Below are 25527 nucleotides of genomic sequence, written 5' to 3'. Positions count from 1 at the left end.
TCGACAGTAACGCCCTGTCAGACGCCCTGCGCCAATTCGCCACCGTTCGCCAGGGTGCGCCAGATGGTCTGCCACCCGGCGCCAGGTGTCAGGTAGGAAAGCGCCACCCCGCCCGGCAGCCCTCGGTACTCCCCAGGGTGCCGACCGGCCGCCGGCGGGGCGGTGTACGCAACTTGTCGGCGCGCGAAGGGATCTGTCTCCCCCATGTACACAGCATCGTCCTCCGTGACCGCCCCGCCCCGGCCGCTCCGCCCTCTGGGGGCGGGCGGCGGGCCGTACCTCGCTCCGCATCCGTCCGCGCCCGGCACGGTCCGGCCGCGGCGGCCTGCGGGACCCCCGCTCAGCGGCCGGCTGGACCTGTCCGGCCCGCAGGGGGCCCAGTTGAGGATGGCGATCGCCTCGGTGCGACGGATCTGTCCCGAGTTCAACCCGGTCCAGGTGATGCGGCGCAGCGGCCGCTCGGTACTGCTGGTCGGCTCCACGGGCCGGGCCACCGCGGTCGCCAAATGTTTACTGGACCACTCGCCCGCCTGGTCGGAGCGGTTCCGCCACGAGATAGCCGCATACCGTGCGTTCGTCCGGCACCGCCCGCCGGTGCGCGTGCCGCGTCTCATCGCGGCCGATCCGGAGAACTGCACACTGGTGATCGAGCGGCTGCCAGGCCGGGTCGCGGCGCTGAGCAGGCATCCGTCGGAGGCGCCGCCCCGGGCCGACATCCGGTCCGCGCTCGGTGCGATCAGCCGGGTCAACGCCTGGCGGCCGGCCCCCGGTCTCTTCGGGGCCCCTCTCGACTACGCCGCCCGGGTCTCCCGCTACCACGAGCTGGGGCTCTTCACCGACCGCGATCTGGGCGACCTGCAGAAGCTGCTGCACGGGCTGGCGCACGCGAGCAGCCGTCAGGACATGTGGCAGTTCTGCCACGGTGACGCGCTGCTCTCCAACATCCTGCTGTCGCCCGCCGGTCCGGTGCTGGTGGACTGGGAGCACGCCGGCTGGTACCTGCGCGGCTACGACCTGGCGACGCTCTGGACGGTGCTGGGCGACGCCCCGGTGGCGCGGCGGCAGATCAGCCAGCTGGCGCAGGCCGCGGGCCCCGCCGCGCGGGACGCCTTCCTGGTGAACCTGATGCTGGTGCTGACCGGGGAGATCCGTACGTACGAGACGGCCGTGCAGCGTGCCATGCGCGACTCGGCCGCCCCGGGGCCCGGGCAGGAACGTCCGGGTGCGCTGTCGTCGAGCGAGGAGCAGCGGCTGCTGCTGCGCCGGCTGCACGACGACTGCGCGATGGCCCGCAGGGCCGTGCGTGCCGCGGTCGGTACGCGCTGACCCTGCTCCGGGGGGATGCGGGCCTCGGGGCCGGTGCCGACATACCGGCCCCGGGGCCCGGGTACCCCGCCGCACACCCGTCAGGTGGCGGGGTACCCGGGCCGTCGGGCCGTCACGCGGGGATCATCAGGTCCCAGCGGGCCTCGAACAGGACACAGCGGTAGTTCGTCCAGCTTCCGGCGGCGACACCGGCGTCCCCGGCCGCGACACACTCCTGCTGGGTGTCGAAGGCGCCGGCGAACTCCCAGCCCAGCGTGCCGGTCTCGGCCGCCGCGGCGGCCGAGGCGGTCGCCACGGTGAGGGCAGCACCGGCTCCGGTCAGCGCGAGCGCCATGACGGCTCCCGCCGCCGCGGTGACTGCGGTCCTGGTCAGCTTCTGCATGAGCCTCTCCTTCTGTTCGGACGGACACCCAGGGGCGGCAGGGACTCAGCGGGTGCGGACGATGTCCACGTCGGACGCCTTCACGAAGGCGATGCGGTGGCCGATCTGCACCGTCACGTACTTCTCCTTGCCGCTGAAGTACGCGTGGTCGAAGGGGTACGAGGAGTCGATCGTCGGCGAGTAGAAGAAGCCGGTGGGCGCCTCGCCGCCGCCGGGGTAGGACTGCCCCGCCTTGATCGTGTACTGGAGCGGCGCGCCCACCCGCTGGTCGCCGAAGCCCGCCGGGTACTCGGACTTCTCCGGGTAGGCGACGCCGTAGACCGGTACGTCGGTGCGGCCGGCCTTCGGCCTGACGACGTGTCCGGCGGTGGGCACGGTGACCCGGTCCTCGGCCGGGGTGCGGAACCAGGCCTTCTGGCCGTACCACCAGATCGCCGTCCAGCCGGGGGCCCGGTCCGCGACGACGGCCTGCTGGGTGGCGCTGATCTTGCTGCCCCAGTCGGCGGCGCAGTTGGTGCCGGGCGAGCCGTCGGTGTGCAGGCCCGGGTCGGAGAAGAGCGGGGCGTCCTCGGAGGGGCCGGTGTGGAGCGGGACGGCGCTGGAGCCCTGGACCGGCAGGTCGACGCCCTTCTCGCAGTCGCGGAAGGCCTGCTTGTTCTGCTTGAAGTCCGGTCCGACGGTGATCAGTTCGCTCTTCTTGGAGGCGCTGGGCACGGTGGGCCTGCCGAGCAGCTTCATGAAGCGGTTCCAGTCCCAGTAGGTGCCCGGGTCCCAGTGCATGTTCTTGGTGCCGGACGCGCTGGTGGGCGGGACCCCGTCGTGGCCGATGATGTGCTGCCGGTCGAGCGGGATGTCGTACTTGGCGGCCAGATAGCGCACCAGCCGGGCGGTGGAGCGGTACATCTCGGGGGTGTACCAGGTGGCGCCCTCGACGGCGACGCCCTCCTGCTCGATGCCGATGGAGTGGCTGTTGACGTACCAGTTGCCCGCCTGCCAGGCGACGTCCTTGTTCTTCACCATCTGGGTGACATGGCCGTCGGAGGAGCGCACCACGTAGTGGGCGGAGGTCTGCTTCAGCGGGTTCTGGAAGATCTTCAGCGTGGTGTCGAAGTCCTCCTCGGTGTCGTGCAGAACGATGAACTTGATCTTGTTGGTGTTCGGCCGGTCCGCGGTGTCGTAGTTCCCGTACGTCTCCTTGTCGGCCGGGTCGCCGGTCTGCTGGTACGCCGCCGGGACCCAGTCGCAGTCGAGGGTGCGCGGGCATTCCGGTCGCACCCCGTCCGCACCGGCCTGCGCCGCGGGGCTGAGCAGCGCCATGCTCAGCGCGCCGACACCTGTCAGCGCGAGCGCGATTCCGGTCCTCTTCTTCGACGTCATGACAACCCTTCTTGGAGCCGTACGTACGAGCCGTGTGCGATCCGATCTCACCGTTCCGCCGTGCGCGCACACTCTCCGACCTGAGATGACAGCACGTCAAGAGATCGGTGACGGACAGCGGACGAGCCAGTGGACCAGACCATTGACAGGGCGTCTGACCTGCGAGAGGAAGATCAACTGGCAGAGAACGGCCGTTCGTTGCCGGGGGCGCGACGGCGCCACGGGGCGTCCACCACCCTCCGCGCGACGCCGTATATCACTAGCTTTGTATGACTAATCCCGGATGTGTGTACCTCGAACAGTCGAAGGGTAGTGCTCGCGCCGACACGATCACTCCCGCGCGGTGTTTCGCGCGGCGGTCCAGGAAAGGCACCGGACGCACATGGCTCAGCCCTTCACCCTGCCGGACTTCTACGTTCCGTATCCGGCCCGGCTCAACGCCCATGTCGAGGAGGCGCGGACCCACACCAAGCGGTGGGCACGCGGCATGGGGATGGTGGAGGGCTCCGGTGTCTGGGAGGAGCGGGACATCGACTCCCACGACTACGCGCTGCTGTGCGCGTACACCCATCCCGACTGCTCGGCCGAGGCGTTGTCCCTGGTCACCGACTGGTACGTATGGGTCTTCTTCTTCGACGACCACTTCCTGGAGCTGTTCAAGCGCACGCCGGACCGGGCGGGCGCCAAGCGGTACCTGGACCGGCTGCCCGCCTTCATGCCGATGGAGCGGGGCGCCGCCATGCCGGAGCCGGAGAACCCGGTCGAGGCGGGGCTGGCCGACCTGTGGAGACGTACCGTCCCGAGCATGTCCGACGCCTGGCGGGCCAGATTCGCCGAGGCGACGGAGAACCTCCTCAACGAGTCGCTGTGGGAGCTGTCCAACATCGACGAGGGGCGCGTCGCCAACCCCGTCGAGTACATCGAGATGCGCCGCAAGGTGGGCGGGGCCCCCTGGTCGGCGGGGCTCGTGGAGTACGCGGCGGGCGCCGAGGTCCCCGAGGAGGTGGCGGACGAGCGGGCGCTGCGGGTGCTGCGGGACGCCTTCTCCGACGCCGTCCATCTGCGCAACGACCTCTTCTCGTACCAGCGGGAGGTCGAGGAGGAGGGCGAGAACAGCAACGGTGTGCTGGTCCTGGAACGTTTCCTCGGCTGCTCCACCCAGGAGGCCGCCGAGGCCGTCAACGACCTGCTGACCTCCCGGCTCCAGCAGTTCGAGAACACCGCGCTCACCGAACTCGGCCCGCTCTGCGCGGAGAAGGGGCTCGACCCGGTCCGTGCCGCCTCGCTGGTGGCGTACGTCAAGGGGCTCCAGGACTGGCAATCGGGCGGTCACGAGTGGCACATGCGCTCCAGCCGCTACATGAACGACGGCGCGGCCGGGGCGGGCACCACCGCCTTCGGGATGGCCGCGGCGTCGATCCGCCTTCCGGTGCGCGCGGAGGCGGCCCGGCTGCGCGGCCACGGCCACCTGCCCCGCCAGCGTGTCGGCCCGTCGCTGCTGCCTGACTTCCGCCTGCCCTTCGGCACGACACTCAGCCCCCACCTGGAGGGGGCCCGGTGCCGGATCGTCGACTGGGCGGACCGGACGGGCATCCTGTCACCGCAGCCGGGAGTGCCCGGTTCGCACATCTGGGACCGGCAACGGCTCCTCGCCTACGACCTCCCGCTGTGCGCGGCGGGCATCCACCCGGACGCGACGCCCGAACAGCTGGACCTCGTCTCGCAGTGGCTGACGTGGGGGACGTACGGCGACGACTGGTTCCCGGTGGTGCACGGGCGGACCCGTGATCTGCACGGGGCCCGGATCGCCAACGAACGCCTGTCGCTCTTCATGCCCCTGGACGGGGCCGGGACGCCGGAACCGGTCAACGCCCTGGAGCGCGGGCTCGCCGACCTCTGGGCGAGGACCTCGGCCCCGATGGACCCGGAAGGCCGCCGGACCTTCCGCGCGGCCGTGGAGGCGATGACCGCCAGCTGGATCTGGGAGCTGGCGAACCAGGCGCAGAACCGCATCCCCGACCCGGTGGACTACATCGAGATGCGGCGGGCGACCTTCGGCTCCGACCTCACCATGAGCCTGTGCCGGCTCGGGCACGGCCGGAAGGTTCCGCCGGAGGTCTACCGCAGCGGTCCGATGCGCTCGCTGGAGAACGCGGCGGCCGACTACGCCTGCCTGCTCAACGACCTCTTCTCGTACCAGAAGGAGATCGAGTACGAGGGCGAGATCCACAACGGCGTGCTGGTCGTGCAGAACTTCTTCGGGGTGGACTATCCGACCGGGGTGGCGGTCGTCCATGACCTGATGGAGTCGCGGCTGAGGCAGTTCCTCCACGTGGCCGAGCACGAACTGCCCACCCTCTACGACGACTTCGGGCTGGACGCCGAGGCGCGCGAGGTGCTCGCCGGGTACGTGCGCGAGCTGCGGAACTGGCTCGCGGGCATCCTGATCTGGCACCGGGGCTGCCGCCGCTACCGCGAGGAGGACCTGCGGCGCGGGAACGCGGCCCCGTGGCACGCCGGCGGCCCCACGGGGCTCGGTGTCTCGGCGGCGCGGGTGACGACGCTCTTCGCCCCGTTCTCCGCGGCCGGTGTGTAGGGCTGTCCTTCGGACCGGGCCCCGGGCCAGGAACACGGCGTCGGCCGTCCGGGTGCGGACGGCCGACGAGCAGGACCGTTTCGGCCGGGCCGGGGCCCGGATCAGCCCTGCTGGAACAGCTCGGCGGGCAGCGGCTTCAGCAGGGTGTACAGATCGTCGGTGATCGGCCGGTCCCAGCTGGCGATGGTGACGAGCACACCGTCGCTGCGGTCGAACTGGACGCAGGAGATGCGGCTCTCGGAGAGCTTGATCCGGCGGACGATCAGCAGGTTGTCGCCCTGCATCACGGGGATGTCCTCCGTGCCCGTGACCTCGACCGGCTCGTCGTTCTCCAGGGCGAGGAGCAGCTGGGCGACCTCGAACGGCGCCTGGCCCTCCTCGGTCTCGCGGGCGGGCGAGCCCTCCGGGAGGTTGCCGATGATCATCGCGGGGCCGCGGCCGCCGAAGAGGTCGTAGCGCAGGAAGACGCCCTGGCAGCTTCCGTCGGGCGCGGGCAGCAGACCGGCGCCCAGGTTTCCGGGCCAGTCACCCGGGTCCATGGCCAGGACGTCGAAGTCGGGGCCCGCGGGTGTGGCTGCGCTACGGCGGCGGAGGAAGGACATGGGGCCATGTTACGTGTCCGGGCCCGCCTCGCGGCGCCGGGCCCGCGCGGGGACGGAGCCGGACGGCACCGCCGGCCCGCTCCGGGACCGCCCCCGCGGGCGCCCAGCGCGCGGGGGCGGTCCCGGAGCCTGCCGGGTGACCTTCGACCGGCGAGCGGACGCGGTCCGGTGCGCGCGGCTCCAAGGCGCCGGAGCGGGCTTGCGGCGGCGTTCCGGCAACGCCTGGAGCGTGCGCGCCGGGACGTGGCCGCCCGGTCGGAGGCCGCCCCGCAGGCTCTCAGCCGGTGGGGGGCTCGGCCCCGACCAGCCACATGGAGAAGAACTGCGCGCCGCCGCCGTACGCGTGACCGAGCGCCTTGCGGGCGCCGGGCACCTGGTGCTCGCCCGCCCGTCCCCGTACCTGGAGCGCTGCCTCGGCGAAGCGGATCATGCCGGAGGCGCCGATGGGGTTGGTGGAGAGCACCCCGCCGGAGGGGTTGACCGGGAGATCGCCGTCGAGCTCGGTGACCCCGGACTCGGTGAGCTTCCAGCCCTCCCCCTCGTCGGCGAAGCCGAGGTTCTCCAGCCACATCGGCTCGTACCAGGAGAACGGCACGTACATCTCCACGGCGTCGATCTCCCGCCGGGGGTCGGTGATACCGGCCTGGCGGTAGACGTCGGCGGCGCAGTCGCGGCCGGCCTGCGGCGAGACGAAGTCCTTCCCCGCGAAGAGCGTCGGCTCGCTGCGCATGGCGCCGCCGTGCACCCAGGCCGGCGGGTGGGGCGAGCGGGCCGCTCCGGTCCGGTCGGTGAGGATCATGGCGCAGGCCCCGTCGGAGGACGGGCAGGTCTCCGAGTAGCGGATCGGGTCCCAGAGCATCGGGGCCGACCGGACCTTCTCCAGGGTGATGTCCGGGTCGTGGATGTGCGCGTACGGGTTCTTGAGCGCGTTGCGGCGGTCCTTGTACGCGACCAGGGAACCGACCGTGTCGGGGGCGCCGGTGCGGCGCATGTACGCCCGGACGTGCGGGGCGAAGAAGCCGCCCGCCCCGGCCAGCAGCGGCTGCTGGAACGGGATGGGCAGCGAGAGCCCCCACATGGCGTTGGACTCGGACTGCTTCTCGAAGGCGAGGGTGAGGACGGTGCGGTGGACGCGGGCGGCGACCAGGTTGGCGGCGACCAGTGCGGTGGAACCGCCGACCGAGCCCGCGGTGTGGACGCGGAGCATCGGCTTGCCGACCGCGCCGAGGGCGTCGGCGAGGTAGAGCTCCGGCATCATCACGCCCTCGAAGAAGTCGGGGGCCTTGCCGATCACGACGGCGTCGATGTCCGCCCAGGTCAGTGCGGCGTCCTCCAGGGCGCGGACGGCGGCCTCGCGGACCAGTCCGGCGATCGAGACGTCCCGGCGGGCGGAGACGTGCTTGGTCTGGCCGATGCCGACGACGGCCACGGGCTCCTCAGGCATGGGCGTTCTCCCCTTCGAGGACGGCGACCAGGTTCTGCTGGAGGCAGGGCCCGGAGGTGGCGTGGGCGAGCGCCCGGTCGGACTCGCCGCGATGGATGCGGGCGGCGGCCTCGCCGAGGCGGATCAGCCCGGCGGCCATGACGGGGTTGGCGGCCAGGGCGCCGCCGGACGGGTTGACCCGCACCTTCCCGTCGAGGCCGAGCGCCTTGCGCAGCACCACCTCCTGGGAGGTGAACGGGGCGTGCAGTTCGGCGGTGTCCACGGGGCGCTCGAAGGCCCCGGCGCGGGTGGCGGCGAGCCGGGTGGAGGGCGAGTCGGTCAGCTCCCGGACGCCGAGGCCGTGCGGCTCGATGCGGTGGTCGATGCCGCGGATCCAGGCGGGCCGGGGGCACAGGGCCCGTGCGGTGTCACCGGCGGCGAGGATGACGGCGGCGGCGCCGTCGCCGACCGGTGGGCAGTCGCCGGTGCGCAGGGGCCGTACCACGTACTCCCCGGCCGGGGCGGCCGTCCTGAGCTGGGCGTGCGGGTTGTCGGCCGCGTCGGCGCGGCTGCGGTGGCCGATCTCCGCGAGGGCGGCCTCGTCGGTGTCGCCCGCGTCGATCAGCGCCTGGGCCTGGAGGGCGGCGAGCGCGACGGAGTCGGGCCAGAGCGGGGCGGTGTAGTAGGGGTCCAGCTGGCGGGTGAGGACGTCCCGCACCCGGCCGGGCGAGGACTTCCCGTAGGAGTAGACGAGTGCGGTGTCGGCCTGTCCCGTCCGGATCTTCACCCAGGCCTCGTACAGGGCCCAGGCGCCGTCCATCTCGACATGGGACTCGGAGATCGGCGGGCAGGCGCCGACGCCGTCGAGCGCCATGGTGAAGGAGAAGGCGCGGCCCGCGAGGTAGTCGCTGGAGCCGGAGCAGGTGAAGCCGATGTCGCTGGTCCGGAGGCCGGTCGCGTCCAGGACCCGGTGGAGCACCGGCATCACCATCTCGACCTCGGAGAGTTCGTCGGTGCGGCGCAGATGGTCCGTCTGCGCGAAGGCGACGATCGCCACGTCTCGCATCTAGAGCAGCTCCTTGTACGCGTCGTAGTCGGCGTCGGGCTCGCCGGTCGGCCGGTAGTGGTCGGGGTGGCGCCCGTCCTCGGTCCAGACGGGCTCGACGCGCAGGCCCATGCGCACCTGGTCGTAGGGGATGCCGCCGATCCGGGCGTGCAGGGCGAGGTCCGCGCCGTCCAGGGCGACGTGCGCGTAGACGTACGGCACTTCGATGTCCAGGTTCTTCGCCTTGATGTTGACGATGCAGAACGTGGTGACGGTGCCGCGCGGGCCGACCTCCACCTGTTCGGTGGTGGCGACTCCGCAGGTGGGGCAGGCGCCGCGGGGCGGGACGTAGACCTTGTGGCAGGAGGGGCAGCGTTCGCCGACGATGCGCCGGTCGGCGAGGGCGCCGAGGTAGGCGCTCTGGGCGCGACCCGGGGTGTAGCGGTAGTCGAGCCGGGCGGGGGTGACGATGCCGGTGACGGGGTCGGCGAAGACGCCGTCGTGGGGGGTGGCGGCCTGTCCGGTGTCCTCGCCGTCGTACGGCTCGAAGCAGGCGATGTCGGTGATGGCTCCGGTCCGCTCGGCGGCCCAGCGGACGCGTACCCGCATGCCGGTGCGCACGGCGTCGGGGCCGGGGGCGTCGAGGGCGTGCAGCAGGGCGGTGTCGGCGCCGTCGAGCCGGACCAGGACCCAGGCGAAGGGGGTGGAGAGGGGCTGGGCGCGGCGCGGGGCGGGGTTCCAGGCCCAGGTGGTGACGGTGCCGGTGGCGGCGACCTCGGTCAGCTCGCTGAGCTCCTCGGCGGTGACGGGGTCGTACTCGACGGGCGGGACCAGGACCTTCCCCCCGGTGGTGCGGACGCCGAGGACGGTGCGTTCGCGCAGTCCGGTGAGGAAGGCGCTCTGGACGGGTCCGAGGGAGCGGGTGAAGGGGAATTCCACCACCAGCGGTGCGCTGAGGGCTTCGGGCACGGTGATCTCCTCGGCTCAGGCGCGCCGGTAGACGGGCGGGCGCTGCTCGGCGAAGGCGCGGGCGCCTTCCTTGGCGTCGTCGGTGGCGAAGACCGGCCAGCCGCGTTTCAGTTCGGCGGCCAGTCCCTCGGTCTCGGTCAGGTCGGCGCTCTCGTAGACGGACGCCTTGACGGCCTCGACGGCGAGCGGGCCGCAGGTGTTGATCCGCTCGGCGGTTTCGAGAGCGTGTTCCAGTGCGGTGCCGTCGGGGACGACCCGGCCGATCAGGCCGATGGCGGCGGCTTCCGACGCGCTGTACGGGCGTCCGGTGAGGAGCATTTCGAGGGCGTGCGTCCGGGCGATCTGGCGCGGCAGCCGCACCGTCGAGCCGCCGATGGGGAAGAGGCCGCGCTTCACCTCGAAGAGGCCGAAGGTGGCGCCCTCGCCGGCGATGCGGATGTCGGTGCCCTGGAGGATCTCGGTGCCGCCGGCGACGCAGTGGCCCTCCACGGCGGCGATCACCGGTTTGCGGGGGCGGTGGTGGCGTAGCATCGCCTTCCAGTGAAGATCGGGATCGGCGGTCATCCGGTCCCGGTACTGCTCGCCCGCCATGCCCTTGCCGGCCAGGGCCTTGAGGTCCATCCCGGCGCAGAAGCAGCCGCCCGCGCCGGTCAGCACGACGGAGCGGACAGTGTCGTCGGCGTCCGCCTCCAGCCAGCCGTCGTACAGCCCGACCAGCATCGCCAGCGACAGGGCGTTCTTCGCCTCGGGCCTGTTCAGGGTGAGCACCAGCGTGGCGCCCTCGCGCCGTACGCCGAGGTGTTCCGTACCAGTCATTGTCGGCCTCCCGTCTAGACCTGGAACAGGTTGCAGTAGGCGGGGTGCCAGTTCAATAGTTTTCTGACAGGCAGTCAGATTTCTTCGGCGGGACCTCTTCACAGTTGCGTCCACCGGCGCTCTAATGACCGCCGAGCCAGTCAGCTTCCGGGGTCAGGAGGAGTGGGTGGAGTACAACCTTGCCGACCTGTTCGAGTCGGTCGTCGACGCGGTCCCGGAACGGGAGGCGCTCGTCTACCTCGACCACCCCGGTACGGGCGCGGAGCGCAGACTGACCTACGCGGAACTGGACGCGGCGGCCAACCGCCTCGCCCACCACCTGATCGAGGCGGGCATCGCGCCGGGCGAGCACCTGGGGCTGCACCTCTACAACGGGGTGGAGTACCTCCAGACCGTGCTGGCCTGCCTGAAGGCCCGGATCGTCCCGGTCAACGTGAACTACCGCTACGTGGAAGAGGAGCTGACCTACCTCTACCGTGACGCGGACCTGACCGCGCTGGTCTTCGACGCCGAGTTCGACGAGCGGGTGGCTGCCGCCGCGCCCAAGGCCCCGGCCTTACGCCATCTGGTGCGGGTGGGCACCCCGGCGGCGGGGACACCGGGGCCGGAGGCGGTCGCGTTCACCGACGCGGAGGCGAACGGAAGCCCGGAGCGCGGCTTCCCGCCTCGCTCGGCCGACGACCAGTTCATCATCTACACCGGCGGCACCACGGGCATGCCGAAGGGGGTGATGTGGCGCCAGGAGGACCTCTTCTTCTCCGGTCTCGGCGGGGGCGCGCCGACCGGGGAGCCGGTGAAGTCCCCGCAGGAGCTGGCCGAGCGGGTCGCCGCGGGCGGCGAGGGGATCACCTTCTTCCCCACTCCCCCGCTGATGCACGGCACCTCCACGCTCACCGCCTTCATCGGCTTCAACTTCGGGCAGCGGGTCGTGGTGCACCGCAGGTTCGCGCCGGAGGAGGTGCTCCGCACCATCGAGAAGGAGAAGGTGACCAGTGTGTCGCTGGTCGGCGACGCGATGCTGCGGCCGCTGATCGACGCGCTGCGCGGTCCGCTGAAGGGGACGGACTGCTCGTCGCTGTTCTCCGTGTCCAGCTCCGGCGCGATCATGTCGGACTCGGTGCGGGCGGAGTTCCAGGAGCTCGTGCCGACGGTGATGCTGCTGAACAACTTCGGCTCCTCGGAGTCCGGCTTCAACGGCACCGCGACGGCCGACTCGGGGCCGGAGAAGGGGTTCCGGCTCCAGGTCAACTCCCGCACCGCGGTGGTCGACCCGGCGACGCACGAGCCGGTGGCCCCGGGCGAGCCGGGGCGGCTGGCCCAGCGCGGACACGTGCCGCTCGGCTACTACAACGACCCGGACAAGACGGCGGAGACCTTCTTCAGCCGGGGCGAGGAGCGCTGGGTACTGCTCGGGGACATGGCGACGGTCGACGGGGACGGGATTGTCACGGTGCTGGGCCGGGGCTCGCAGTGCATCAACACCGGGGGCGAGAAGGTGTACCCGGAGGAGGTCGAACAGGCCATCAAGGCCCATCCGGACGTGTACGACGTGCTGGTCGCCGGGGTCCCCGACGAGCGGTGGGGCAACCGGGTCGCGGCGGTGGTGCAGCTGCGCGAGGGAGCGGCCGAGCCCACGCTGGACGAGCTCCAGGCGCACTGCCGCACCCGGCTCGCCGGCTACAAGATCCCCCGTCGGCTGGTGATCGCCCGGACCATCCAGCGCTCGCCGAGCGGCAAGGCCGACTACCGGTGGGCCCGCTCGGTCGTCGCGCCCCGGCGGGGGCCCGGGGCGTGAGCCTGTCCGGCCACCGGTCCGGGCCGCCCGCGTAAGCCATTCGGGCACGCTCCGAACCCATCCGCTCACGCTGTGTGGCAACCGGGTCGGATCGCCCATAGCTTCGATTCATGAGGAAACGAACCATCACCATCCTGGTCCCGGTCGCGGCGCTCTCCGCCGCGGCCGTGGGCATGGCCTCGCCCTCCGCGTCCGCCCCCACCGCGCGGGTGGTGCGTCCGGGCGAATCGATCCAGCGGGCGGTGGACGCCGCCCGGCCGGGCGACACCGTCCTCGTCCTGCCCGGCACGTACCGGGAGAGCGTACGGATCACCACCTCCGGGCTCACCCTGCGCGGCACCGGCGGCCGTACCGTCATCCGTCCGGCCGAACCGGGCACCCGGGCCGCCGACGACGCCTGCGCCAAGGCCGGGAACGGCGTCTGCGTCCTGGGCGCGGCGGGCGGCATCACGGACGGCGTCCGGGTCGAGTCGCTGACCGTCTCCGGGTTCAAGAAGAGCGGGGTCTGGTCCTCCCGCACCGACCGGCTGACCGTCCGCCGGGTGACCGCGGAGCACAACGGTGTCTGGGGCATCGCCCAGGAGCGCTCCACCCGCGCCCTGTTCACGGAGAACGCCGCCCGTTCCAACGGCGACGCGGGCATCTTCGTCGCCAACACCGTCGACGAGGAGGGCGGCGCCACCGACACCGGGGGCACCGAGGTCAGCCACAACGCCCTGTCGGACAACCGGATCGGCCTCACCGCCCGCCGGGTGCGCAACCTCTCCGTCCACCACAACGGGGTCACCGCCAACTGCACCGGAATGTTCGTCGTGGGCGACGAGGGGCGGCCGCAGGCCGGGGCCATGACCATCGAGTCCAACACGGTCACCGGCAACAACAAGTTCTGCGCCGCGACCGAGCGGCTGTCGGCCCTCCAGGGCTCCGGCATCGTGCTCACCGGCGCCGCGGACACCCGGGTCCGCGCGAACACCGTCCGCGACAACGCCGGGACCTCCCCGATGTCCGGCGGCGTCGTCCTGTTCAAGAGCTTCGTGGGCACCAAGAACACCAACAACACCATCAGCGACAACGTCGTCCTCGACAACAAGCCGGCCGACCTCACCAACGGGGACACCGGAAAGGGCAACACCTTCACCGCCAACACCTGCGCCACGTCCGCACCGGCCGGGATGTGCTGACCGGTGCACCCCCGCACGAGGAGAAGCGAGACAGCATGACCACCGTGAGCCCCAACCCCGCCCCCACCCCCGTACACACCTCCCTCCCGCACCCCGTCGCGCCGCCGCAGCCGGCGATGCAGCTGCGGGAGCTGGTCTTCGGCGCGGCCAGAGCCGCGGCCGTGCGCGCCGCCGCCCGGCTGCGCGTCGCCGACGCGCTGGGCGAGACCCCGGCCACGGCGCGGGAACTCGCGGATCTGGTGCAGGTCGAGCCGGGCCCGCTGCGGCGGCTGCTGCGCGCCCTGGCCTGCTACGGGATCTTCGCCGAGGAGCCGGACGGGCGCTTCACCCACACCGAGATGTCCCGGCTGCTGCGCGAGGACGACCCGCACAGCCTGCGCGACATCTCGCTGTGGTGCACCGAGCCCTGGACCTGGGACGTGTGGCCGCGCCTGGACGACGCGGTGCGCACCGGCCGGAGCGTCTTCGAGGACGTGCACGGCAAGGGGTTCTTCGACCATCTGCACCAGGACGCCCACGAGTCCGCGCAGGTCTTCAACCGCGCGATGACCACCTCCAGCGTGCAGTCCGCCCTGGACGTCGCCGAACTCCTCGACCTCACCGGGGTGGAGTCGGTCGCCGACATCGGCGGCGGCCAGGGCCATGTCGTGGCGAGCCTGCTGGAGAAGCACCCCGGCCTGCACGGCACCCTGATGGACCTGCCGGGCGTGGTGGCCAGGGCGGACGCGCGGCTGCGGGACCAGGGGCCGCTGGTGGACCGGACCCGGATCGTCGCCGGGGACTGCCGGGAGGCGATCCCGGTCCGGGCCGACCTGTACATCATCAAGAACATCCTGGAGTGGGACGACGACAGCACCCGCCGGACGCTGCGCAACGTCGTCGCCGCGGCCCGTCCGGGGGCCCGGGTCGTGATCATCGAGAACCTGGTCGACGACACCCCGTCGATGCGGTTCACCACCGCGATGGACCTGCTGCTGCTCCTCAACGTCGGCGGGGCGAAGCACACCCGGGAGAGCCTGGTGACCCGGATCTCCGACGCCGGGCTGCTGATCGGGGACGTCGTTCCGGTCAACCCCTACCTCCACGCGTTCGAGTGCGTCGTCCCGGACTGACCGGACCACCGCACCGCACATGCCCCGGGCCCGGCCGAACGGCCGGGCCCGGGGCATGTGGCGGCGGGTCTCACGCGGAGGCGGCGCGCTCCCACCGGTAGAACTCGTGGGCCATGGCGTCCTTGGGGCCGCGCCAGGTCTCCGGGTCGTACGCGCTGACGTACGCGGAGAGCTTGTCGCTGATGGCCTTGAACTCCGGGTGCCCGGTCACCTTCGCGATCTCGGGCCCCGGCGGGTTCTCGGACTCGATCAGATGCAGGTACACGTCGCCGAACTGGAAGAGCTTGCGCCGGGTGACGCCGACCAGGTGCGGCAGTTCGGTGCTGTCCGAGGCGGCGAACAGCTCGGCGATGTCCGGCGCCGAGCCCGGTGCCATCCGGGCGACGATCAGGGCGTGGTGCATCGGGAGATGCCTTTCTGGGGTCGGGTCCGCCGCCCGGCCGGACGGCGGGGCGGCGGACCGCGGGCGGGTGGCGGGTCAGTTGGCCCCGACGGGGGCGGTGCGGCGCTCCCGGTCGCGCTGCTCGATCTTGTCCCGGATCAGCTCCATCTGGACCTTGGAGTTCCGGTTGATGTTGTCGGTCATCCAGTCGTCGTCCACGGGCGCGTCGGGGCGCATCGCGAAGTCCTGGGTCCAGTGCATCCTGGTCCCGCCGGGCACCTCCGTGTACGCCCAGCGGATGTCCATGTGCTGGAACGGGCCGGGTTCGACGCGACGGGCGCGTACGGTGCGCGTGGCGCGGTCCACGGTCCGCTCGGAGACCCAGCTCCACACCTTGCCGTTCTCGTCGGGGTGCATCGTCAGCCGGAAGGTGGTGCTGTCCCCGTCCCGCTCGATGATCTCGACCGAGGCGTACTCGCTGAACAGCCTCGGCCAGTTCTCCAGGTCGTTGGTCACGTCCCAGACCAGGTCGAGCGGGGCGGCGATGGTGATCTCGTTCTCGGTGTGTCCGGGCACGGTTCAGGCTCCTGTCATGAGGCTGTTGTTGACGAGGTCGAGGAACTCCTGCGGGGTCTTGCAGCGGTCGGCGTCGGCCGGCAGCGCCCGGCCGTGCCGGTTCTCCAGCACGCCGACGATGCCGAGCAGGCCCAGCGAGTCCAGGCCGTACTCGTCGAAGGCCGAACCGGGGCGCTGCTCCATGTCGCGGGGGTCCACGGTGACCCCGGCGCCCTTCTTCATCAGCGCGGCGAGTTCCGTGTAGGTCAGTCGGTCGGTCATCAGGACTTCTCCTTGTCACGTTCGGGGGTCGGTGACGCGCCGCAGCACCATCGCCGAGTTCGAGCCCATGAGCCCCCGGCTGAGCACCAGCGCCGTGCGCAGTTCGGCGGGGCGGGCGCTGCCGGTCACCACGTCGATGTCGTGGCACACCTCGAAGACGTTCGGCGTGGGCGGTATGAGCGCGTTCTCCATCGAGAGCACCGCGGCGGCCACGTCCAGTACGGGCGCCCCGCAGTAGGCGCGTCCGATCCCGGTCTTGGGCGCCGTCACCGGCACCCGGCTGCCGTGCGCGCCGAGGGCGTCGGCGAGCGCCAGCACCTCGGCCCGGTCGGCGGCCGGTACTCCGAGGGCGTCCGCGAAGACGACGTCGATCTCCTCGGGCGCGCAGTCGGCCTCCCGCAGGGCGCCGATGATCGCCTGGGCGAGGCCCTCCCGGGACTCCTCCCACCGGCCCGCCCCGGTGAACGTGGCGGCGTGCCCGGCGAGCTCGGCCCGGACCTTGGCGCCGCGCCGGAGCGCCGACCGCTCCTCCTCGACCACCAGCATGGCTCCGCCCTCGGCCGGGACGAAACCCCGGGCGTCCGAGGTGAACGGCCGGTAGGCGCGGCTCGGGTCCTCCTCGGTGCTGAGGTCGTCGTAGCCGAGCTGGCAGACGACCGAGTACGGCGCCAGCGGGGCCTCGGCCGCGCCGACCACCACCGCCGCGGTGCCGCCGCGGATCGAGCGGGCGGCGTGCGCCAGCGCGTCCAGGCCGCCGGCCTCGTCGCTGGCCACCACCGCGCACGGGCCCTTGAAGCCGCCGCGGATGGAGATCTGGCCGGTGCTGGCCGCGTAGAACCAGGCGATGGACTGGTACGGGCCCACGTAGGTGGAGCCCTGGCCCCAGAGCCGCTGGAGTTCACGCTGGCCGAACTCGCCGCCGCCCGATCCGGCCGCGGTGACCACGCCCACGTCGAAGGGCGAGGCCTCGTAGTCGGCGCGGCCGAGCCGGGCGTCCTCCAGCGCGATGTCGGCGGCGGCCATCGCGAAGTGGGTGAACTTGTCGGTCTGGACGAGGTAGCGCTCCTCGATCAGTCCGGCCGGTTCGAATCCCCGTACCTCGCCGGCGACCCGCAGGGGCAGGTGCTCGCAGCCCTCGCGGGTGACCCGGTCCAGGACGCTCACGCCTTCGTGGGTCAGCTTCCAGAAGGCCTCGGTGTTGGTGCCGTTGGGGGCGACCACACCGATGCCGGTGACGACGGTGCGCCGGGCCTTGCGGGTGCTCATGGGGTCCTCCCTCCTGTCCGGGTCAGGGCCACCGCGGACTGGAACCCGCCGAATCCGCTGCCCACCGAGAGGACGCTGCGCAGCTTCAGGGGCCGTGCGGTACGCGGCACGTAGTCGAGGTCGCATTCGGGGTCGGGGGTCTCGTAGTTCGCCGTCGGCGGCACCGTCTGGTGGACCAGGGCGAGTACGCAGGCCGCGATCTCTATCGCTCCGATCGCTCCCAGCGAGTGGCCGACCATGGATTTGATCGAGCTCATCGGGATGTCGAAGGCGTGGGCGCCCAGGGCCCGCTTCACGGCGGCCGTCTCGTGCCGGTCGTTCTGCTTGGTGCCCGAGCCGTGGGCGTTGACGTAGTCGATCCGCGAGCCGTCCATCCGGGCGTGGGCCAGGGCCCGGTTGATCGCCTCGGCCATCTCCAGGCCCTCGGGGGTGAGCCCGGTCATGTGGTAGGCGTTGCCGAAGGTGGCGTAGCCGGAGATCTCGCAGTAGACCGTGGCGCCGCGGGCGCGGGCGTGCTCCAGCTCCTCCAGGACCAGGACGGCGCCGCCCTCGCCCATCACGAAGCCGTCCCGGCGCGCGTCGAACGGCCGGGAGGCGTGCTCGGCGTCGTCGTTGTTGGCCGAGGTGGCCTTGATCGCGTCGAAGCACGCCACGGTGATCGGGGTGATCGGCGAGTCGGACGCCCCGGCGACGCAGATGTCGACGCGGCCCTCCTCGACGGACTGGAAGGCGTAGCCGATCGCGTCGAGGCCGGAGGTGCAGCCCGTGGAGACGGTCTGCACCGGGCCGTGCGCGCCGACCTGCTCGGCCACCGCCGAGGCCAGGGTGCTGGGCGAGAAGGCCCGTTCCAGATGGCGGTCGGCCTTCTGGTGGTCGACGTCCCAGCGGGCGCCGTGCTCGCTGACGGCGACGTAGTCGTGCTCCAGCCGGGTGGTGCCGCCGACCGCGGTGCCCAGCGACACCCCCATCCGCCAGGGGTCCACCTTCTCCGGGTCCAGGCCCGCGTCGGCGAGGGCCTCCCGGGCCGCCACCATCGCGAACTGGACGTAGCGGTCCTGCCGCGCGACGGTGTCGGCGTCCAGTCCGTGGGCCGCCGGGTCGAAGTCGCACTCGGCGGCGATCCGGGACCGGAAGCCGGTCGGGTCGAAGAGCGTGATGCCCCTGGTCGCGGTGCGTCCGTTGGCGAGGAGGTCCCAGAAGGCGGGGGCGCCGATGCCGCCGGGGGCGACGACGCCGACGCCGGTGACCGCCACGCGGCGGGTCATGAGGCGGCCTCCGTTCGTTCCGGCGGGGCTACGCGGTCGTCGGACCCGGTGTGTTCGGTGTCGACATGGCCGAGCTCCGGGCGCGGGGCGAGCGGGCCGAGATGGAAGACCATCCGCGCCTCGATGTCGCCCACGTTGCGGAACCGGTGGCGCATGTAGGGCGGGATGAGCAGGCCCTGGTCGGGGCTCATCCGGTACGGCTCGCCGTCCAGGTCCACCTCGAGCAGGCCGTTCACCACGTACACGAACTCCTCGGAGTACGGGTGGTAGTGCTCGCCGATGCGTTCGCCGGGCTGGACGATCGCCAGCCCCATGAAGCCGCTGGTGGCCCCGACCGCGGTGGGCGTGAGCATGGCACGGAGATCGCCGCCGCGCCTGCGGTTGGGCTGCGTCTCACTGAGGTCCACGATGCGTGGCCGGTGCGTGGTCATGTCTGTTCTCCTCCTGGCGCATTGCGTGTGGTGTCGACGGGTCGAGCGAGAACCCCCCAGGGGGCGTTGATGCGCGGTTCAGGACTCCATGGCCTGCCGGTCCGTGATCAGGGTCATCTCGGACTCCTTGAGGAAGCGGGCGAGCCCCGGGCCGTCGGTGGGAACGGCGTCGCCGTCGAGGAGCCGTCCGAGCCTGGCTTCCTTGCCGGTGCCGTCGACGCCCACGACCTGGGCGGCCTGGTCCTCGATCGGGCCGACCGCTTCGAGGAGCCGGACGACGACGTCGTCGCGCTGGAAGATGGTGCTGCTCTCGACGATGCTCGCCGGGTTCTCGGCGGCCTCCTCGTCCTGTTCGGCGAGGAGGCGGGCGAGGGCCATGCCGCAGCCCTCCTTGGCCTGGTAGAAGAGGGCGTGGCGGCGCACGTCCTGCGCCCGGTGCCGGCCGGCGGTCACGTGGTGGACGGTGGGGAGCGCCGCCCGGGTGAAGAACATCCGGGCGGAGTCCGGGTCGCTGAGGTCCCGGTCCTGCTCCAGGTACGGGTTGATCGCCTCCTCGACGGCCCGGACCTCGGGCTGCCGGGCGACGTGGCGGAGCGCGGCGAGCAGGTCGCCCTCGACCTCGACGGCCCGCACGACGCGGTTGCCGTGCATGAAGAGCGAGGTGCGGCGCAGCCGGGTCTCCGCGTCGACCCGGGCCTGCGGGGACTCGTAGTCGGCCAGGATCTTCGCCACGACGTCCTCGGTGCCGGGGCGGACGGTGAAGGTGAGCGCGTGCCGCACCACTCCGTCGCCCAGGCGCGGGGCCGCCTGGAGACGGCCCTTGGCCGCCTCGGGCGCCATCTCGAACGCCTTCCCGGTCTCCCGCAGGACGCTGAACCGCAGCGACCGGGTGTCGCGCACGCAGTTGTGCAGCGGCTGGACGGTGGCGACGTGCTCCTCGCTGTTGACCCAGGCGAGGAAGGGGGGCGCGCTTTCCCACTCGCTGGTGATCAGCCACTGCGAGGGGTTCTCGATGGACTGGCAGAGCTGGTCGCTGAGGTGCCCGGGGACGGAGGCGACCTGGTTGCGCATGTGCTCGTACGCCTCCAGGAACTCCTTCTGGGCCCCGTCGTAGAGGTCCAGAAGGAGTACGACGCGGAGTCGGGAGCCGTCGAAGGCCGACTGGGAGATCCGTTCCGAGAGGGTGGTGGTCATCTTTGCGAACTCCTTCGAGACGGTCCGGCGGGCAGGGTGGCCTGCCGCCGGCCGTCGGGTGGCGAGTGGTTTTCCGGAGCGGGGTCTCTCCCGGCGAACGTGCGTGATCCGCGTCAGGGCCGCGGGCATCGTCTCCGTGACCGATCGTGAAACGCTGGTCCGGGTGGCGCGAGATTTATGAACCGTTCAGGTGAGCAGCCGTCCGAACCGCTCTCACCAGGGCATTGAACAATGCATCCGAACGGCGTTGGAGCAGGAGCAACTGATGAACGAGAACGTCGACATTCGCGTACCGGTCCTCATCGTGGGCGGCTCCCTGGTGGGCCTGTCCACATCACTCTTTCTCGGCCGGCTCGGGATCGAACACCTGCTGGTCGAGAAGCACCGGGCCACCTCGACACACCCGCGCGGCCGCGGCAACAACGTCCGCACGATGGAGGTGTTCCGTACGGCGGGCGCCGAGGAGGGCATCCGCCGGGCGGCCACCGTGCTCGCCGACAACCACGGCATCCTGCAAGCCGGTTCGCTGACCGGGGACGACCAGGAGTGGCTGTTCAAGGAGATCGACCCGGGCGGCGGCATCGCCCGCTTCAGCCCGACCGGCTGGTGCCTGTGCAGCCAGAACGATCTGGAGCCGGTGCTGCTGGAGCAGGCCCGCAGGCAGGGCGGTGATCTTCGGTTCTCGACCGAGATGCAGAGCTTCGACCAGGACCCCTCCGGGGTGCACGCGGCGCTGAAGAACCGGGAGACCGGCGAGCACATCAGTGTCCGCGCGGACTACCTCGTCGCGGCCGACGGGCCGCGCAGCCCCATCCGCGACCAGCTGCGCATCGGCCGGACGGGGCCCGGGGACCTCTTCCACAACGTCAGCATCACCTTCCGCTCGCTGCGCCTGGCCGATGTGCTGGGCGACCGGCGCTTCATCGTCTGCTACCTGACCAACCCCGACGCGGACGGTGCCCTGTTGCCGGTCGACAACAAGCGCGACTGGGTCTTCCACGCGCCGTGGAAGCCCGAACTCGGCGAAACCCTGGAGGACTTCACCGACGAGCGGTGCGCCCGGCACATCCGGACGGCGGTGGGCGCGCCGCATCTGGACATCGAGATCACCGGAAAGGCGCCGTGGCACGCCGCCGAGCGGGTCGCCGAGCGGTACTCCTCCGGGCGGGTCTTCCTCGCCGGCGACTCGGCGCACGAGATGTCCCCCACCGGGGCGTTCGGCTCCAACACCGGCATCCAGGACGCGCACAACCTGGCCTGGAAACTGGCGACCGTCCTGAAGGGCGAGGCGGGTCCGGGGCTCCTGGACAGCTACGAGGCGGAGCGGCTGCCGGTGGCGCGGGCGACGAGCGCGCGGGCGTCGGCGCGCTCCGGCGAGCACAGCCACCCGGGGTACGAGGCGGCGCCGGCGGCGGGCGGCGGCCGCCAGGGCGGCATGCTGAGCGTGGCGCTGGGCTACCGCTACACCCGGGGCGCGGTGCTGGGGGTCGACCCCGAGCAGCCGGTGGTCCCGCAGGGCGTGCGGTTGAACGGTGAACCAGGTAGTCGTGCTCCGCATCTGTGGGTCCGTCAGGGCGGAGAGCGCAAGTCCACGCTCGATCTGTACGAGCAGACGCTGGTGCTGCTCACGGACGGTGAGGACACGGTGTGGCGCCGGGCGGCGGAACGGGTCGCGGCCCGGCTCACGGTACGGCTGCCCGCGTACGGCATCGGCCCGGGCTCCGATCTGGAGCCGGAGGGCGGCGCGGACTGGGCCGAGGCGCACGGGACGACGCGCGGGGGAGCGGTGCTGGTGCGTCCCGACGCCTTCGTGGCCTGGCGGTCGGCGGGCCCGGTGGCGGACGCCGAGCAGACCCTGTACGAGGTCCTCACCTCGCTGCTCGATCGCGCCTGACCCGCCGCCGCCCGCCGTCGGCTCAGGACAGGCCGAACTCCTGCAGTGCCGCGAGGAAGGCACCGGGGCGTTCGGTGTGGATGAGATGACCGGCGTCGACGGTCCGGAACCGGCCGTCCGGTATCCGCCCCGCCAGCCAGACCAGCCGTTCCTGGTCGACATGGCTGGCGGGGCCGCCGCCGAGGACGAGGGTCGGGGCGGTGATCTCCCCGAGCCGGTCCCGCACGCCGGGGTCCGGTGCGTTCAGCTGGGCGTCGGTCGACGGGACCACGGGCCAGTCGTACGGCAGCTCCCCCTCGGGCCGTACGGCGGGGGCGCGCGGCGGGTCGAGCGGGAACGGCGGCGGCGCCTCCTCCAGGACGAGCCGCCCGATCAGCCCCGGCTCCCGCTGCGCGAGCAGAAGGGCGGCCGCACCGCCCATGGAGTGCCCGACGACGGTGGCCCCGGCCAGGTTGCGGGCCTCCAGGAAGGCGTGCAGATCGTCCCGGAACAGCTCGAAGGAGTAGCGCCCCGGCCAGTCGCTGAGCCCGTGCCCCCGGAAGTCGAAGGCGTACACCCGGTGCTCCGCCGCGAGGCTCTCGGCGATCCCGGTCCAGGTGCGGCTGTCGTCGCCCCGGCCGTGGACGAGCACGACGGGCGGCGCCGACGGCTTCCCCCACACCCGGTAGGCGAGCCGGGTCCCTCCGGCGTGCACACTGCGTACGTCGGGGTCGAGGAACGCCTCCACCGCGCGGACGAAGGCGCCCGGGCCGTCCAGCCAGGGAAAGTGCGCCGCGCCGCGCTGGACGACGAACTCGGCGTCGGGGAAGAGGGCGACCAGTTCGGCGGCGCGGTCCGGGGTGGGGCCCGCGTCGTACTCCCCCGCGAGGACCAGGACCGGTACGGCGACCTCGCCCAGCGCGGCCCGGGTGGCGGGCGGGTCGAAGGCGCCGTCCGCGTAGAAGTGGGCGGCCGCGGCGGCATTGGTCAGCCCGGGCCCGGCGGCGGCGTGAGCGCGGGCGACCTCGTCCCACCGCCCGTAGGCGAACGGGGCGACGGCGGCCCGGACCTCGTCGGGCGCGTCGCCCGCCAGGAAGTCGTCCAGGGCGGCCCGCGCCCGCGGGTACCAGGGCTCGTCGCACCGCAGTTCGCTCGCCTCGTACCAGTCCTGCTCGGTAGCCTCGATGCCCACCGCCACGGTGCCGGGCGTGACGAGCGTCAGGGTGCGCAGCCGCCCCGGATGGCGGGCCGCGTACAGGGCGGCGAGGTTGCCGGCGGCGGAGTGGGCCAGCAGGTCGACGCGCTCCTCGCCGAGGTGTTCGCGCAGCGCCTCGACATCGTCGACCAGCCGGTCGCAGCGGTACGTCGACGGATCGTCCGGCACCGCGGAGTCCCCGGAGCCGCGCAGGTCCGGTACCACGAGCCGGCGGCGCGCGGCGAGCCCGCCGAGGTCTCCCAGGTACGCGCCCGCCCGCATCGGCCCGCCCGGCAGGCAGATCAGCGCCGCGCCCTCGCCCAGGAGGCGGTAGGAGAGTTCGGTCCCGTCATATGCGTGGAAGATCGGCATGCCCGCCATCCAAACAGGGCCGGCCGGTCCGTGCGGCCCTGTTCGGTATGAGCGAAGTACCGGCCCCGATCGGTGCCTACGCGCCTCTTGCCATCCGGCGGACCGAACTGAATTACTGCTACCGAAAGATCGACCGAATGATCGGTCGTTGCTCGGAGGAGGGAGATCCCGATGGCGTCGCTGCTGGACGAGGCGGAACGACTGGGCCGGGACGAACTGGCGGCGCTCCAACTGGATCGGCTGCGGACCACGCTGCGCCACGCGTACGAGAACGTCGGACACTACCGCGCCGCCTTCGACCGCGCCGGGCTGCGCCCGGAGGACTGCCGCACCCTCGCCGATCTCGCCCGTTTCCCCTTCACGACCAAGGCCGATCTGCGGGACAACTACCCCTTCGGGATGTTCGCCGTCCCCGAGGAGCGCGTCCGGCGCATCCATGCCTCCAGCGGCACCACGGGCCGCCCGACCGTCGTCGGCTACACCGACCGCGACCTGGACATCTGGGCCGATGTGGTGGCCCGCTCGATCCGGGCCGCCGGCGGGCGCCCCGGGATGAAGGTCCATGTGGCCTACGGGTACGGGCTGTTCACCGGCGGGCTCGGCGCGCACTACGGGGCGGAGCGGCTCGGCTGCACGGTCGTCCCGGCCTCCGGGGGGATGACCGCCCGCCAGGTCCAGCTGATCCAGGACTTCCGCCCCGAGATCATCATGGTGACCCCGTCGTACATGCTGACGCTGCTCGACGAGTTCGAGCGGCAGGGTGTCGATCCCCGGTCCACCTCGCTGCGGGTCGGGATCTTCGGTGCCGAGCCGTGGACGCAGGAGATGCGGCGCGAGATCGAGGAGCGGTTCGCGATCGACGCGGTCGACATCTACGGCCTCTCCGAGGTGATGGGCCCCGGGGTGGCGCAGGAGTGCGTCGAGACCAAGGACGGGCTGCACATCTGGGAGGACCACTTCTATCCCGAGGTGGTCGATCCGTTCACCGGCGAGGTGCTGCCCGAGGGCGAGGAGGGCGAACTGGTCCTCACCTCGCTCACCAAGGAGGCGATGCCGGTGATCCGCTACCGCACCCGGGACCTGACCCGGCTGCTGCCGGGCACCGCCCGGGTGTTCCGGCGGATGGAGAAGGTGACCGGGCGCAGCGACGACCTGGTGATCCTGCGCGGGGTGAACCTCTATCCGACGCAGATCGAGGAGATCGTGCTGCGTACGCCGGGGGTTTCGCCCCACTTCCAGCTGCGGCTGACCCGTGAGGGCCGCCTCGACGTACTGACCGTCCGGGCGGAGGCGCGGGCCCAGGCCGCTCCGGAGCAGCGGACGGCCGCCGCGGCGTCGATCGCGGCGGCCGTCAAGGACGGGATCGGGGTGTCGGTCGGGGTCGAGATCGTCGATCCGGAGACGCTGGAGCGGTCGGCCGGCAAGTTCCGCCGGATCGTGGACGAGCGCGGGGAGCGGTAGGGACGGCGCCTGGGCCCACCGGTAGGGCCCGAAGGCCCGCTCATGGACCCGGTCGGCCGGCCCCAGGCCGGGCCCGTGGTCGCACCCGCGCCGGGCTCCGCGGGCGGGCGGCCGCCGCGACGCCCCGCGGCGGCCCCGGCCCTCGACGGATCAGGCGGGGTCGCCGTCGTACGCCGCCAGCGCGGCCTGCCGCAGTCCGAACAGGCGGCGCAGCCCCTCCTCGTCGAGCCGTCCGTCCGCCAGCACGACGACGGTCTCGCCCTCCAGGGCGGCCCACGCCGTCCGCGCCCGCTTGTGGGCCACCCGCCGGTCGTCGCTCCGCAGGAATCCGGCCCCTGCCGACAGCCCAGCGGACACCAGGGCCAGCAGCGCCGCGGGAACACGCGCGTCCGCCGTGGCCAGTCCCGCCGCACCGGACACGGCGGCGAGCAGGGCGGCGGGAAAGCCCAGGACGACATCGATGACCGCCCAGAGCCTGGCCCGCCGGTCGGCGAGCCGGATTCCCTTCCGCGCCTCGTCGCGCAGCCGCTGCGCCTCGGCGGACAACCGGCCTCCGGGTTCCGACTCCCCCGGGGCCACTTCCCCCGTACCTTCTCCGCGCTCACTCATGCACCCGATTCCAGCACA

23 protein-coding genes are annotated in these 25527 nt (G+C 72.3%); 7 read left to right on the top strand and 16 right to left on the bottom strand.

Annotated features, from left to right (window positions below; translation table 11 throughout):
- The first annotated feature begins 204 nt into the window (after positions 1–204).
- Entirely contained in the window at positions 205–1326 is a 1122-nt protein-coding gene (locus ACWC97_RS16415) for an aminoglycoside phosphotransferase family protein (protein WP_352278767.1), read from the top strand.
- Between the two features lie 112 nt (positions 1327–1438).
- Here ACWC97_RS16415 and ACWC97_RS16410 read toward each other — a convergent pair whose 3' ends face one another.
- On the bottom strand, positions 1439–1708 hold the full coding sequence (locus ACWC97_RS16410; RefSeq protein WP_450649886.1) for a hypothetical protein: 270 nt from the start codon (positions 1706–1708) through the stop codon (positions 1439–1441).
- 45 nt (positions 1709–1753) lie between these two features.
- On the bottom strand, positions 1754–3085 hold the full coding sequence (locus ACWC97_RS16405; protein ID WP_450649884.1) for an N-acetylmuramoyl-L-alanine amidase: 1332 nt from the start codon (positions 3083–3085) through the stop codon (positions 1754–1756).
- Positions 3086–3467: 382 nt separating this feature from the next.
- Between ACWC97_RS16405 and ACWC97_RS16400 the strand changes: the two genes are divergently transcribed.
- The gene (locus tag ACWC97_RS16400; protein WP_352278773.1) at positions 3468–5681 is read left to right on the top strand and encodes a terpene synthase family protein; all 2214 of its coding nucleotides are present in this window, start codon (positions 3468–3470) and stop codon (positions 5679–5681) included.
- Between the two features lie 101 nt (positions 5682–5782).
- Here the strand turns inward: ACWC97_RS16400 and ACWC97_RS16395 are convergent, their stop codons facing one another.
- The 5 genes from ACWC97_RS16395 to ACWC97_RS16375 all read right to left on the bottom strand — a co-directional run bounded on the left by ACWC97_RS16395 (position 5783) and on the right by ACWC97_RS16375 (position 10536).
- On the bottom strand, positions 5783–6283 hold the full coding sequence (locus ACWC97_RS16395) for a hypothetical protein (protein WP_352278775.1): 501 nt from the start codon (positions 6281–6283) through the stop codon (positions 5783–5785).
- 277 nt (positions 6284–6560) lie between these two features.
- Positions 6561–7727 (bottom strand): thiolase domain-containing protein, encoded by a 1167-nt coding sequence (locus ACWC97_RS16390; protein ID WP_450649882.1) that lies wholly within the window; start codon positions 7725–7727, stop codon positions 6561–6563.
- Complete coding sequence (locus ACWC97_RS16385) at positions 7720–8772, bottom strand: thiolase domain-containing protein (protein WP_385212317.1); 1053 nt, start codon at positions 8770–8772, stop codon at positions 7720–7722. The genes ACWC97_RS16390 and ACWC97_RS16385 overlap by 8 nt, the downstream gene beginning before the upstream one ends.
- Positions 8773–9720 carry a Zn-ribbon domain-containing OB-fold protein gene (locus tag ACWC97_RS16380; RefSeq protein ID WP_392279674.1) on the bottom strand — a complete coding sequence of 316 codons (948 nt, stop codon included), beginning with the start codon at positions 9718–9720 and terminating at the stop codon, positions 8773–8775.
- A 15-nt stretch (positions 9721–9735) separates the two neighbouring features.
- A complete protein-coding gene (locus ACWC97_RS16375; RefSeq protein WP_450649879.1) occupies positions 9736–10536 on the bottom strand; it encodes a crotonase/enoyl-CoA hydratase family protein in 801 nt (266 codons plus the stop codon).
- Positions 10537–10702: 166 nt separating this feature from the next.
- On the opposite strand from ACWC97_RS16375, the gene ACWC97_RS16370 reads away from it, so the two are divergent.
- The 3 genes from ACWC97_RS16370 (at position 10703) to ACWC97_RS16360 (ending at position 14624) form a co-directional block, all read left to right on the top strand.
- Positions 10703–12331: an acyl-CoA synthetase gene (locus ACWC97_RS16370; protein ID WP_352278782.1), complete on the top strand. Its 1629-nt coding sequence runs from the start codon at positions 10703–10705 to the stop codon at positions 12329–12331.
- A 110-nt stretch (positions 12332–12441) separates the two neighbouring features.
- Positions 12442–13512, top strand: a complete 1071-nt coding sequence (locus tag ACWC97_RS16365) for a right-handed parallel beta-helix repeat-containing protein (protein WP_450649877.1) — start codon at positions 12442–12444, stop codon at positions 13510–13512.
- Positions 13513–13547: 35 nt separating this feature from the next.
- Entirely contained in the window at positions 13548–14624 is a 1077-nt protein-coding gene (locus ACWC97_RS16360) for a methyltransferase (protein WP_392279672.1), read from the top strand.
- A gap of 70 nt (positions 14625–14694) precedes the next feature.
- Here ACWC97_RS16360 and ACWC97_RS16355 read toward each other — a convergent pair whose 3' ends face one another.
- From ACWC97_RS16355 to ACWC97_RS16325, 7 genes are all read right to left on the bottom strand, one after another.
- Positions 14695–15027 carry a TcmI family type II polyketide cyclase gene (locus tag ACWC97_RS16355; protein ID WP_352278788.1) on the bottom strand — a complete coding sequence of 111 codons (333 nt, stop codon included), beginning with the start codon at positions 15025–15027 and terminating at the stop codon, positions 14695–14697.
- A 75-nt stretch (positions 15028–15102) separates the two neighbouring features.
- On the bottom strand, positions 15103–15582 hold the full coding sequence (locus ACWC97_RS16350) for an SRPBCC family protein (protein WP_352278790.1): 480 nt from the start codon (positions 15580–15582) through the stop codon (positions 15103–15105).
- Between the two features lie 3 nt (positions 15583–15585).
- Positions 15586–15843, bottom strand: coding sequence for an acyl carrier protein (locus ACWC97_RS16345; RefSeq protein WP_352278791.1), 258 nt, complete (start codon positions 15841–15843; stop codon positions 15586–15588).
- Between the two features lie 15 nt (positions 15844–15858).
- Positions 15859–17109, bottom strand: coding sequence for a ketosynthase chain-length factor (locus tag ACWC97_RS16340; protein WP_352278792.1), 1251 nt, complete (start codon positions 17107–17109; stop codon positions 15859–15861).
- Positions 17106–18374 (bottom strand): beta-ketoacyl-[acyl-carrier-protein] synthase family protein, encoded by a 1269-nt coding sequence (locus ACWC97_RS16335; protein ID WP_352278793.1) that lies wholly within the window; start codon positions 18372–18374, stop codon positions 17106–17108. Before ACWC97_RS16335 ends, ACWC97_RS16340 begins: the two co-directional genes overlap by 4 nt.
- Positions 18371–18805 carry a cupin domain-containing protein gene (locus tag ACWC97_RS16330; RefSeq protein WP_352278795.1) on the bottom strand — a complete coding sequence of 145 codons (435 nt, stop codon included), beginning with the start codon at positions 18803–18805 and terminating at the stop codon, positions 18371–18373. The genes ACWC97_RS16335 and ACWC97_RS16330 overlap by 4 nt, the downstream gene beginning before the upstream one ends.
- A 78-nt stretch (positions 18806–18883) precedes the next feature.
- Positions 18884–19999, bottom strand: a complete 1116-nt coding sequence (locus tag ACWC97_RS16325) for a SchA/CurD-like domain-containing protein (RefSeq protein ID WP_385212332.1) — start codon at positions 19997–19999, stop codon at positions 18884–18886.
- Positions 20000–20264: 265 nt separating this feature from the next.
- On the opposite strand from ACWC97_RS16325, the gene ACWC97_RS16320 reads away from it, so the two are divergent.
- Positions 20265–21893: an FAD-dependent oxidoreductase gene (locus tag ACWC97_RS16320; RefSeq protein ID WP_450649872.1), complete on the top strand. Its 1629-nt coding sequence runs from the start codon at positions 20265–20267 to the stop codon at positions 21891–21893.
- A 22-nt stretch (positions 21894–21915) separates the two neighbouring features.
- Here ACWC97_RS16320 and ACWC97_RS16315 read toward each other — a convergent pair whose 3' ends face one another.
- The gene (locus tag ACWC97_RS16315) at positions 21916–23439 is read right to left on the bottom strand and encodes an alpha/beta fold hydrolase (RefSeq protein ID WP_450649870.1); all 1524 of its coding nucleotides are present in this window, start codon (positions 23437–23439) and stop codon (positions 21916–21918) included.
- Between the two features lie 171 nt (positions 23440–23610).
- Between ACWC97_RS16315 and paaK the strand changes: the two genes are divergently transcribed.
- Entirely contained in the window at positions 23611–24900 is a 1290-nt protein-coding gene (paaK, locus tag ACWC97_RS16310; RefSeq protein WP_450649868.1) for a phenylacetate--CoA ligase PaaK, read from the top strand.
- A 150-nt stretch (positions 24901–25050) separates the two neighbouring features.
- On the opposite strand, the gene ACWC97_RS16305 is transcribed toward paaK, so the two are convergent.
- Positions 25051–25509 carry a hypothetical protein gene (locus ACWC97_RS16305; RefSeq protein WP_352278802.1) on the bottom strand — a complete coding sequence of 153 codons (459 nt, stop codon included), beginning with the start codon at positions 25507–25509 and terminating at the stop codon, positions 25051–25053.
- Positions 25510–25527 lie beyond the last annotated feature (18 nt).

Source organism: Streptomyces sp. NPDC001108, from assembly GCF_053598535.1.
This window is presented reverse-complemented; position numbering and strand designations above follow the sequence as displayed.